8 protein-coding genes are annotated in these 11,668 nt (G+C 59.4%); 3 read left to right on the top strand and 5 right to left on the bottom strand.

What is annotated here, in order from left to right; translation table 11 throughout:
• Both M3A44_07920 and M3A44_07925 read right to left on the bottom strand, forming a co-directional pair.
• Complete coding sequence (locus M3A44_07920; GenBank protein ID MEQ6341571.1) at nt 1-1,842, bottom strand: LysM peptidoglycan-binding domain-containing protein; 1,842 nt, start codon at nt 1,840-1,842, stop codon at nt 1-3.
• Nucleotides 1,843-1,862: 20 nt separating this feature from the next.
• Nucleotides 1,863-4,244: a DUF2345 domain-containing protein gene (locus M3A44_07925; protein MEQ6341572.1), complete on the bottom strand. Its 2,382-nt coding sequence runs from the start codon at nt 4,242-4,244 to the stop codon at nt 1,863-1,865.
• A gap of 13 nt (nt 4,245-4,257) precedes the next feature.
• Between M3A44_07925 and M3A44_07930 the strand changes: the two genes are divergently transcribed.
• The 3 genes from M3A44_07930 (at nt 4,258) to M3A44_07940 (ending at nt 6,572) form a co-directional block, all read left to right on the top strand.
• Nucleotides 4,258-4,707 carry a hypothetical protein gene (locus M3A44_07930; GenBank protein ID MEQ6341573.1) on the top strand — a complete coding sequence of 150 codons (450 nt, stop codon included), beginning with the start codon at nt 4,258-4,260 and terminating at the stop codon, nt 4,705-4,707.
• Complete coding sequence (tnpB, locus tag M3A44_07935; protein MEQ6341574.1) at nt 4,613-4,912, top strand: IS66 family insertion sequence element accessory protein TnpB; 300 nt, start codon at nt 4,613-4,615, stop codon at nt 4,910-4,912. The genes M3A44_07930 and tnpB overlap by 95 nt, the downstream gene beginning before the upstream one ends.
• A 151-nt stretch (nt 4,913-5,063) precedes the next feature.
• Entirely contained in the window at nt 5,064-6,572 is a 1,509-nt protein-coding gene (locus M3A44_07940) for an IS66 family transposase (protein MEQ6341575.1), read from the top strand.
• Here M3A44_07940 and M3A44_07945 read toward each other — a convergent pair.
• From M3A44_07945 to tssG, 3 genes are all read right to left on the bottom strand, one after another.
• Nucleotides 6,517-7,599, bottom strand: coding sequence for a type VI secretion system Vgr family protein (locus M3A44_07945; GenBank protein MEQ6341576.1), 1,083 nt, complete (start codon nt 7,597-7,599; stop codon nt 6,517-6,519). The genes M3A44_07940 and M3A44_07945 overlap by 56 nt on opposite strands.
• Nucleotides 7,600-7,680: 81 nt before the next feature.
• On the bottom strand, nt 7,681-10,404 hold the full coding sequence (gene tssH / locus M3A44_07950) for a type VI secretion system ATPase TssH (protein MEQ6341577.1): 2,724 nt from the start codon (nt 10,402-10,404) through the stop codon (nt 7,681-7,683).
• Nucleotides 10,405-10,569: 165 nt separating this feature from the next.
• Nucleotides 10,570-11,652: a type VI secretion system baseplate subunit TssG gene (gene tssG / locus M3A44_07955; GenBank protein MEQ6341578.1), complete on the bottom strand. Its 1,083-nt coding sequence runs from the start codon at nt 11,650-11,652 to the stop codon at nt 10,570-10,572.
• Nucleotides 11,653-11,668 lie beyond the last annotated feature (16 nt).

Consider the following 11,668-nt stretch of genomic DNA (forward strand, 5'->3'; position numbering starts at 1 on the left):
TTACCTCGTAGTTTCGCGTTCACCAACTACTTTTTTCTTTTCAATTCCGATAGATTTATTGAGCTCTTCGACATCTAAAACCTGAAGTGCACTGGTGTTGTTTTTGTCCGGATTACTGTATATCGAGGGGAGAAAAAATTCTAAATAGTCTTTTCGCCCCTTAACTGTTTTTTTACTTTTGTCTTTAATGACGATTCGGTCTGGTATTGGAGTAATGTTGAAAGGTGAAAATTTTACTCTATCATTTTGATTTCCACCAAGGAGGCAAACATGATTTTCATCAATGCTGGAATAGACAAACCCGACATGCTGTCCACGAGCATGCTTTCCAGGAGTAGTGACAACTGCAATCGCCCCATATACAGGTTTAGCAATTTTGATAAATAGTGGATTTGGCACAAATGGAATATCGTCGTATTTTTGTTCTTTTGACTCCTTCTTGCCGTGCAGTTGCCTGAACCCATCAGCCCGCACCTTGGCTGCCGACCAATCCACAAACCCTGTCTCTTTTGGGTTTTGAATAGGATAACCCGCTTTCATCAAGCACCAATTTGTAAATGCAGCGCACCACGCATTTTTCGTGCCCACCAAGCTTTTAAGGCCGCCCTTTATTTCCTGGTGGTAGTTGATGTCCTTCTCAATTTCTGCTTCTGATTCGCCTTTCAACCTTTTCGCTTCGGCTATCGCATATTTCATCCAAGGCGCAACACCATCTTCGGGTATGATGAGTGCGAGTGGCTCGCCCGCGCCTTCTTTAGATCGTGCCGCAGCAGTCTGGTTTTCAGCCGTCGGAAAACGTTTTGGTTTGGGGGTATTTTTTGTTTGTGGTGTAGAGGCTGAAGCTGCCGCTTTTGGTGCAGCCTTCTTAGCTGAGGTCGCCGCAATAAATGCCGGAGCGGGTTGGTTAATGCCAAGCACCTGACTAGGAAGTATCATGTCCTTTATAAGCCGATTGTCCTTTTTAATTTGCTCGACACTTAATTTGAAACGCTTTGCAATTTTACCCAGCGTGTCACCGGGTTGTACAGTGTATTGAAGCGGCTGCTTCTTCGTGATGGGCGTGTCCGGTGCCTTAACGGGTGCCGTCGTTCCGAAGAATTCTGCGACCTTGGTCAATAGATTCCAGTGCTGCCCTTTGTCGACTGGTAGTTCGCCAACCTTCCTCAAGTCACCATCGATTGTTTTGTGATGAATCTCCGCTGTGCCTGTGCCATGCACTATAGGCGGGAACTGGCCGACGGCGTTGGATTTGAGCGTGGTTTCTTTGCCATCCACTCGCACGATGATTTCTTCATCGGCCAGCGGCCTTGATCCATCGGTAGCTTGGATATGACTCACGTTGACCCAGACTTCCTTGCGGGTGTCGGCATTGGCGTGATAGCCCTCCAGCTTTTCAATGCTATCCATGAGCGCGTTGAGTTGAGCATCGTTGAGGTCTTTGATCTTAGTGTCTTTTTCTATGCCGGACATCTTGCTGAGATTTTTGATGTAGCTGTCGGTGTCATTGCCGTCGTGCTTGGGCGCATAGACTTTGATGGTTTCACTCAGTGTTTTTTCTTTGTATTTACGAAGCAAAGACGCCTTGAGTTCGGCGCGGCCAGTCTCGTAATTGGGAAAGATGAAGAAGTGGTGATCACTGTTGGCTGTCTTGGCAAAGCCGATGTAGCCCTTGGTACTCTTTGGACACGGTATACCATTGGCGATGGGCGAAACAAGATTGCCTGCGTTGCAAATGCGCCATTGCAGCGATCCGCCCGTGCGAATGAGGTGACGACCATCGTCCGCGATGAACTCGGCGGCTTTGATGTTGGGGTGGTAAGTGGCTTTAACGAAGCGCATCATGTTGAGTGTCTCGTTCAGTATCAGGAGGCATTTGCCTTGTTGAGGAGTTCTGCCACGGCCGACTCAGACAGGAATTCAGTGCGGTGGTGCGATGTTGCGCCCAACACTTCCTTGAAGTAGCGGTTGGCGATGACGTGCGATGCGGCGTGGGCGTCGTCGGAATTTTCTGTCGAGGCACTTTGCAATGTTTCCTCTTCGCCGGAATCTTCATCCACACTAGGCATGGCTGATATTGGCTCGTGTGCGCTCGAAGGGCCGGGAACCAATTGCGCACCTTTGGGATCGCCCAAGCGTAGCGTGAGCGATTGGGTGCGCGGAGTTGTCACGCGCGGCAAGCGGCCATCTTCTGCAACAGTACCTTGAGCCACGGCTTTTCCATCACGATCCACAATTGAAAATGGATGACCGGCCCAGCCTGATAATCCTAGCATTTCATCGGCACCGAGCGCGGCAAAACGCAAGCTGTGTGGTTCCTCGGTTGGTTTTAGGTAAAGCTCGGAAGGCACTGGCAAACTCACCCCCGCCACACTCCCGCCAGCAGGCCCCGCCAACTCCCTCATACTCGCCTTAAACGCCATCGCCCCCGGCCCGTGGATCTCGATATTCCCGCCCGCCAGCTTGATATACGCCCCGCCCGCGGTCAAGAGCACGTGCTTGCTGGCCGCAATAGTGATGCTCTTGGTGATGCTCGCGACGGTGATGGTCTTGTCGGCGGTGAGTTTGGTTTGGTCCGACTGGCTCTGGCAGGTGATCTTGCCGCTGGCGGCGTGGAGTTTGATGCCGGTTTCCTGGTTGGGTTTGTTGTTGTTGCCGGCCTTGCCGTAGGTGAACAGGCTGATGCCGTCTTTGACCAGGTGGCAGCTGCCGCCCTGGGCGGCGAGGTTGATGTCGTGCCCGGCGGTCAGGCTGCTGGTGTGGCCTGCGGTGAGGATGGCATTGGCGGGGGTGCCGGCGGCGATGCCCGCTGTGCTTGAGAGTTGCAGGTGCGGTTCGCTATACGCGGTGACGGGGTTGTCCGTCGCGGCCGTGCTTTTCACCACGTCAATGCTGTGCTGCATCTGCGCAATCGCAGGGAGTTTTTCCGCGGCGGGTTCGTCCTTGAGTTTGGCGTTATGCTTTTGCGCGGTGGAGGCCAGGGCGGTTTGCAGTTGGTGGCCGTGTTCGATCTGTGCCTGGGCTTCCCGTGAGTCCAGTTGCGTGCCGCTGGCGTTGCGCCGCGCGTCGGTGGTCATCAGCAGGCCTGCTCCGGCTCTGAGGGCGGCGCTGTGCCGGGTTTTGAGTTCGGCGCCGAAGCCCGCCGGGGCGAGGCGCTGGTTGTCGGTCTGGTGGCGCAGGTGGCCGAGGTTGAGTTCTGCGGTGCCGTGGTGCGGCTGGGCATGGTGCTGGAGCACGGTGCGGCTCTGGCCGGGGCTGTCGTCGAACACCAGTTGGCTGTAGGCGCCGTTGCCCGCCTGGCTGGCGGCTAGGGCCTGGCTCTTGATGCCGGACAGGGCGGCGGGGTGGGCGTGGCCCTCCTTCTCGCCGGGAAACCACGCCGGGGCGTTGCCGGTGGCGCTGCCCGTGCCGTGGCTGACCTGGTTGTTCTGCGCGTCGTCCTGGCCGCGGCCGTTGTAGAGGCCGCCGACGACCACGGGGCGGTCGATGTCGCCTTCTGCAAAAGTGATGAGCACCTCTTGGCCGACGCGGGGCAGGGCATGGCTGCCCCAATTGGCCCCGGCGATCGGTGCCAGCGGGGTGGCGACCCGCACCCAGGTACCGGCGCGGTCATCGGCGGGGGCGCCGGTGTGGCCGTCGGGGTTGGGATGCGCCAGGCGGCTGTGGCTATTGGCGCCGCGCTGCCAGTGAAACTGCACCTTGACGCGGTGGTCGCGGTCGGTGTGGACCGGGCCGCCGCTGCCGACGACGATGGCGCTCTGCTGGCCGGGGGCGCGGGGCTTGGGGTGCAGGGCGCGGCCGTGATTGTCGGCAGCCGGGCTGCGGTAGGGGATGTGGCTGCGGATCGCGTCGATGCAGTTGCGGTACAGGGGACGGGCGCCGGGTGCGTCATCCCCGTCCGGCCCGTTCGTCACCACCGTGCCCAGCGCCCGTTCGACCTGGGCGTGCAGATCGGCGTTGAGGTTGTTATGGGCGCGGTGGATCACGCGCAGCACGACGAAGGTGTTGTCTGTGTCCGCCGTTGTCCCGGTACTCCCCAAGGGGGCGGTAGCACCGGCCAACGACATCAGATCGTACCCGGCATGGCCGTGCAGCGTAAACGTGGTGCCGGGCGCCAGGGTGCGCACGGTACCCGCGCCGGTGAAGATCTTGTTGCGCACCTCCAAGGCCTGGAGCAGATGATTGGTAAGCGTCCAGCCGTCCCACCTGTTTTTATAGTTACCCTTGCGCCACCCTGTGGTTTTCACAGGAGAGCGGCACATGAATATGAAATCGTTGGAGGCAAGTCGCCACTACTGGCAGCAGCACGTCGCGGCCTGGCGGTGTAGTGGCCTGAAGCAGATTGATTATTGCAGGCAGCATGGACTGGTGCCGAAGCAGCTTCGCTACCGGATCGCCAAAGACCGTCGAAACGACGTTTGCGTGAGCGGCACGGATGCGGTCACGCTGGTGCCCGTGCAGATCGAGGAGGTCAACGGTGCTGGGTTGGTGTTGCAGAACGCGGGGGGTGGCAGCTCACGCTGCCGTCCGGTGTTTCGGCAAGCTGGCTGGCAACCTTGCTGCGGGGCTTGTCATGATTGCGCAGCCGCATACGATCTGGGTGGCGGTCGCGCCGATGGACATGCGGGTGGGCATCGATGGTCTGTCGCTGCGGGTGCAGCAGGCGCTGGGCAAGGCCCCCTGCGATGGCTCGGCCTATGTGTTTCGTAACCGTCGCGGTGATCGGCTCAAGGTGTTGCTGTGGGATGGCAATGGCGTGTGGTTGTGCCAGCGCCGGTTGCATCGGGGGCGCTTCGTCTGGCCGCAGGCGGACAGTCCGGTCTGGTCATTGGAACTTGCCCAATGGCAGTGGCTGATTGCTGGTGTCGACTGGCAGCGGATGTCGGCCCAACCGGCGGCCGACTGGCGTTTGTGACGATTGAAGCCGCCATGAAAAATGGTGAATAAAAACCTGTATTTATGCGGCTTTCTGCGGTGTTTCATGGTATAATTTTGTCATGAAAAACGTTGCCGAAGCAGCCCTGCAAGACGCTCCTGCCGCTCTCAAAAACTGGGCTGTGCTGGCGATGCAGCAGCTCGACGAAAAGAGTAACAAAGTACAACAGTTAAGCGATCAACTGTCACTGCGCGACCAGCAGCTCAAACACGCCGACCTCAAAATCCAGGCCCTGACCTTCGAACTCGCCTACTACAAGCGCATTCGCTTTGCCAACAAGAGCGAACAATTCTCCTTGGAGCAGCGCGAGTTGTTCGAGGAAAGCTGGAATACCGACACCAGTGCGCTGGAAGCCGAAGTGGAACAGCTGGCATCTACCCAGCAACCCAAGCGCGAACGCGCCGGTCGCCAGCCGTTGCCGAATCATCTCCCGCGCATCGAGCATCGCCACGAACCTGAGGGTTGCACCTGCGGCCAGTGCGGCAAGGATCTGGTCAAGATCGGCGAAGACATCAGCGAGCAACTGGATGTCGAGCCCGCCCGCTTCTTCGTGCATCGCCACATTCGTCCGCAGTATGCTTGCCGTGCTTGTGAGACCGTCAGTGCGGCGCCGATTCCGCCGGCGGTCATCGACGGCGGCATGGCGGCGCCGGGCTTGCTCACCTGGGTGATGGTCAGCAAATTCATGGATCACCTGCCTCTCTACCGGCTGGAGCAGATCGCGGCCCGCAGTGGGGTTACCCTGTCACGCTCCACCTTGGCCGAATGGGTAGGTCGCATTGGCGTGGCACTCCAGCCGCTGGCCGACCGGCTGGCCGAGAGACTCCGCCAGCGCACCGTCTTGCACGCCGACGAGACCCCGGTGCAGCAACTCGACCCCGGACGGGGAAAAACGCTACGCGCCTTCCTCTGGGCCTACCGAAGTTGCGATCTCGAACAGGGAGACCCCCTCGTCCTCTTCGACTACCAGGCCGACCGGCGCGGCAAACATGCCAGGAACTTCCTGCAAGGCTGGAAGGGTGCCCTTATGGTCGATGATTATGCCGGCTACAAAGGCCTGTTCGCCCACGCCGTGGTGGAACTGGCGTGCCTGGCCCATGCGCGGCGGAAATTCTACGATCTGCATGCCGCCCATCAGAGCCCGATTGCGGCCGAGGCATTGAAGCGCATTGCCGGACTCTACGCCATCGAAGATCAGGGCAAGACCCTGGGCATCGAAGATCGTCATGCATTACGCCAGCAACACGCCAAGCCGAAGCTGGACGAATTCCATGCCTGGCTCCAGCGCACACGGCTCACCACCGCCACGGGTAGCGGCACCGCCAAGGCCATCGACTACAGCCTCAAACGCTGGGATGCAATCAAGCGCTACCTCGGGGATGGCCGTTACCCCATCGACAACAACCCGGTGGAAAACACCATCCGTCCTATTGCGCTTGGTAAAAAGAATTGGCTGTTCACCGGCAGTGAACGCGCGGGCCGCCGCGCCGCCGCCATCCAGAGCCTGTTCGCAACGGCGAAACTTAACGGCATCGAGCCGGCTGCCTGGCTGAAGGATACGCTGGAGAAACTGCCGACCTGGCCTAACAGCCGCATTGATGATCTGCTGCCATTGCGGTCTGTACAGACATCAGGCTGAGTTGTATAGATGGGGCGGCTGGACGCTTACGATGATTGGCGCGGCGCTCGCCCTGTTCGCGGGTGGGATAGGGGTAAAGGCCCGGCGCGTCCCGGCTCACCAGGCTCAGGCCGTCGCCGCCATTTTCCGCGCTGCCGTGGGCCACCACCGGGCGGGTGTCGAGGCCGCGGTAGTCCCAGCCGCTAAGGGCCACGGTGTTGGTCTGTAAACGCCGCTCGCCGCGCCAGCGGTCCATGCTGTCGCGCTTCATCGTCGCGCCGGGCTGGGTGAAGTCGATGTCGGCCTGGGGATTGGGCGTAAACGCGCCGTTGTGGTCGGCGATCACCAGGGTGTGGCGGCCACGTGTGGGGCTCACAGCATCCCCCTCATGTTCGTAAAAATAGAACAGGCCCTCTTCATTCATCAGCCGTTCGACGAAGGCCAGGTCGGTCTCCTGGTATTGGGTGGTGAGCGAGCGCGTGAGGTAGAGGCCGGGGTCGGCGATGTCGAGCCGCCAGGCCGGGGCGAGCGCGCCTTGTCCTTCGTAATCCCGGAAGACGGATTCGAGGATTTCGAAGACGTTCATGTCCTGATAGGTCGTGGAATCACGGCTTGCCCCCAGAAACACCGTCCAGGGCTCGACGACTAGGCGATAGCGGGCCAGGCCGCCATTGGCGCCGACCACCTCGGCCCGCGTGACGTGGCCGTGAAAGGGGCGCCGCTCGCCCGCGCCCGTCAATGTCCCCGTCAACGGCAGCGCGGCAGCAAGCAGCGTCGACCCCGCGGCCGTGGCCGTCAGCAGCTCCAGCAGCACCGGCTGGCCGGTCAGGGCCTTGAGTTCCAGGTGCGCGTCAGTGGACAGCGCCATGATCTCGAATTTGTAGCCCTGGCTCAGGCCCTCACGGCCGGTAACGCACTCCACCAGCAGCGTGTCCGCACCGAGCGGAGTGGTCAATTTGAGCAGGCGGCTGGCCTGGCTCCACGGGTTCAAAAGGGCCGACAGCGCGTCCGTGACTGTCTGTAAAGGTGTTGAAATGTCGATGGTCATAAGACGCCTGTGTGCTTGTGTTTTTTTGTCGTTGTAAGGGTGCGCCCCAATACTTCACGAGGAAGCGGGGAGGGCGCGCCGCTACTTGATGGCATATTTGAACTGGCCCTGCTTGTTGGCGCTGACCTTGATCCTGGCGATGGGCGCGCCCTCGGCCATTTTCGCCAGCACGCTTTCCGCAATCTCCGGCAGCACCGTGCCATTCAGGATGTTATCGACATTGCGGGCGCCCGAATCCACCTCGGTACAGCGCGCCAGCACCGCCTCGACCAGCGCCTCGTCGTAGACGAACTCCGCCTTGTGGTTGGCGGCGATGCGTTTTTGGATGCGGCCCAGTTTTAAATGAATGATGCTCGCCAGCACGTCGTCGGAGATCGGGTAATAGGGGATCACCTTCAAACGCCCCAGAAACGCGGGCTTAAAAACCTTCATGAGCTGCGGCCGGATCGTTTCCTCAAGCGCGGCGGGCGTGGGCAGGTCCGCCGCGTCCTTGTTCAGGCACGCCTGCATCATCAGGCTGGAGGCGACATTTGAGGTCAGGATGATGAGGGTGTTCTTGAAATCGACCTCGCGGCCCTCGGCATCGTCCAGCACGCCTTTATCAAACACCTGGAAGAACAGCTCCAGCACGTCGGGATGGGCCTTTTCCACCTCGTCGAGCAGCACCACGCTGTAGGGCGCGCGCCGCACCGCCTCGGTCAACACGCCGCCCTCGCCATAGCCGACATAGCCCGGCGGGGAGCCTTTGAGGCCCGAAACGCTGTGCGCCTCCTGGTATTCGCTCATATTGATGGTGATGAGCTTGCGCTCACCGCCGAACAGGACATCGGCCAGCGCCAGCGCGGTCTCGGTCTTGCCGACGCCGGAGGGGCCGACGAACAGGAACACGCCTTTGGGTTTGTTGGGGTCGTCCAGATTGGCGCGCGCGGTGCGCACCCGCTGCGCGACCGCCTCGATGGCGTGCGCCTGCCCGAGCACGCGCTCCTGCAGCAGATCCTTGAGGTTGAGGACGGTCTTGATCTCATCCTTGACCATCTTGCCCAGCGGGATGCCCGTCCAGGCGGAGACGATCCCGGCCACCACATGGCCATCGACCTGCACCGGTACCAGCGGTGCCTCGCCTTGCAGGAGTTTAAGTTCCTCGCCGAACTTCTGCAGCGCGCGGGCCTCTTTCGAATCCGGGGTGGACTTCTTGCCCGCCTTGCCGGGTGCGGCTTTGCCGCCCCCCGCGTCAGGGGCGTGCTGTGTTTCCAGCGCGCCGCGCGCGGCGATGATTTTTTCCGCCAGGGCTTTTTCCTGCGCCCAGCGCGCGGCATGCGCCGTGCGATCGCGGCTCAACGATGCGTGCAGTTCGCGCAGATCCTGCAAGCGCGCCGCATGTGTTTCGCCGGTACGTTCTTCCCGCGCCAGCGCGGCCATCTCCGCGTCGATGCGCGCCAGGTTTTTATCGATGTCGTCGAGCAGCGCAGGCGTTGCATTCTGGCCCAGCGCGACCTTGGCGCAGGCGGTATCGAGCACACTAATGGCCTTGTCCGGCAATTGCCTGCCGCTGATGTAACGGTGTGACAGGCGTACCGCCTCGGTGATGGCGATGTCATAGATGCGTACATTGAAGTGTTTTTCCATCAACGGCGCCATGCCGCGCAGCATGGCGCAGGCCAGCTCTTCGCTGGGTTCCTCGACCTTGATGACCTGAAAACGGCGCGCCAGGGCGGCGTCTTTCTCAAAGTACTTTTTGTATTCGCTCCAGGTGGTGGCGGCGATGGTGCGCAACTCGCCCCGCGCCAGCGCAGGCTTGAGCAGATTGGCGGCATCGTTCTGTCCGGCCTGGCCACCGGCGCCGATCATGGTGTGCGCTTCGTCGATAAACAGCACGATGGCATGCGGGGATTTTTTGACTTCATCGATGACATTCTTGAGGCGGTTTTCAAACTCGCCTTTGACGCTGGCACCGGCCTGCAACAAGCCCATGTCCAGGGTATGTATCTCGACACCCTGCAGCACCTCGGGGACATCCCCCAGCGCAATGCGCAGCGCCAGGCCCTCGACCACGGCGGTTTTGCCCACGCCCGCCTCGCCGGTGAGGATGGGATTGTTTTGGCGGCGGCGCATGAGAATGTCGATCGCCTGGCGGATCTCCATGTCACGGCCGATCACCGGGTCGACATTGCCCTCGCGCGCGCGCTGCGTGAGGTTGGTGGTGAACTGATCGAGCGCCGGTGTTTTGGCGGGGGCCGCCTTGCCCGCCAGCTCACCTGCGGGATCGTCGCCGCCCGGCTGAACCGCAGGGGTGCCGCCCGAAACCCCCGCACCGGCAGGGGCCTCTTGCGAGCCGTCAGTGAGTTTGGCGAGATTGTGCTTGAGCTCGTCCACCTTGAACTTGACGAACAACTTGGAGCCACGGTAGGCAAGCTGCACCAGATCGGGTTCGGTCAGCAGCGCCAGCAGCAGGTGGCCGCTGCGTATCGTGTTGGGCTGTCCGGATTCGGTGTCGAGCGAGGCGATCAGCCAGGCATGCTCGAACAGCTTGGGCAGATGGGGAGAGAACACCGGTGTGCGTGAATTACCCGCCTTGAAGCGGCCGATTTCGGCGTGTAAATCCGCCTCCAACCCCGCCACGCTGATCCCGCATTTCCGGGCAATGACAACGAAGTCACTCTTGGGCTGCTCTAGTAGGGCGAGGAACAGGTGTTCGATATCGACCTCGTAGTGCCCACGCTCGACACAGAGGCTGGCGGCACGTGTGGCTGCGATGCGTGATGTATTGTTGAGCTTGCTGATCAGCGTTTTAAGATTGATGCTCATTACTGCAATTTCCTATTAAATATGGCCTATATAAATATGGGGTAACAATACAGCCGGTATTTATGTTCTCTCACTCAATCACGCTGAAGAGGTTGCTAAATATACATGGCGACAGAAGTAGCGTGCGCTACGGCTTATGTCGTTGTGTATCATTGCTTCTTTCATTCAAAGCGCGTGAATTTCGTACCGGACGTCAGCACGGTCAGTCAATCCTGACTCTGGCGCCAAAAAAGTGTCCCATCCGAGACGTCCACATTCGCTATCGGATAGCAAGGCCGTTCCCTGCACTTCATTCCTGTGAAATATAAGCTGAACTTCATATTCAAGACATAAGCCGGTGAACATTGACAGCATTTTTTCCAAGGATTTAGCAGCTATGCCACCGGGTAAAAACGCATCAAAATTTTTCTTGTCGAGCGGACCAATTATCAGCCGCAAACGTAGGTCACGCTGCCATACGCGGGCGCCCATCATCGCTTCAGAGCCCAAGGTGGTATTGATTTCCCCGAGTTTTGTTTGCTGTTCATGCGGCACTTCATACCAGTGACCAATAAATTGCTCAATGGCGATGGGCACGCCAAAGTACTCACTCAGCACATGCCGGATATAGGCCGCAGAGGCGGGGCGATGGCTTAGAGCCGTCGCATAATACCCCATCGACTCATCCAGAAGGCCCTGACCATCTTCACTTAATCTTTCACGTAATGAACGATGGGATAAGCCGGCAAAGGACAACAGCAAGGGCAGGAAACGGTCGTTCCTGCCAATCTCGTACTTGAATTCAAGCCGATACTTACACCACGCCTCGTAGAATAACGCTAGGGTGCGATTCGAAAAGCTATCCAGGAAAGCGCGTGGACCCTCGTCTTTTTCGTATATCACATGCGCAGCTATGCGCTCTGTGTAATGACTAGGCAGAACGCCACTGCTCCCCAAAAAACCCATAAATGTGGGCGTGAGATCAATGTGATTCAGCGTGTCTTTTTGTAGTGCTGCCAGCAAGTCCTGAGCGGTTCTGGCAATCGACTTCGGGTCAGGGTTCAGCGCATCCAGTTCGCTGGCCGGAAAACTCAACGAGATGCTGTTCTTGAAGCGCAGATAATCCGCCACTGCACTGTCATGTGGCACGCCATTACGTTTGAGCCATAGCTCAAGCATCCTGACCGCCTGAAAAAATTCAAAGCGATAAGGCTCGTCGAGCAAGCGCTGAATTACACTAGGCTCATGTCTCCGCTTCGCGGTAGGCATCTCAGCAGCTCCTCCC

It is taken from the genome of Gammaproteobacteria bacterium (assembly GCA_040183005.1).
Taxonomy (GTDB): Bacteria; Pseudomonadota; Gammaproteobacteria.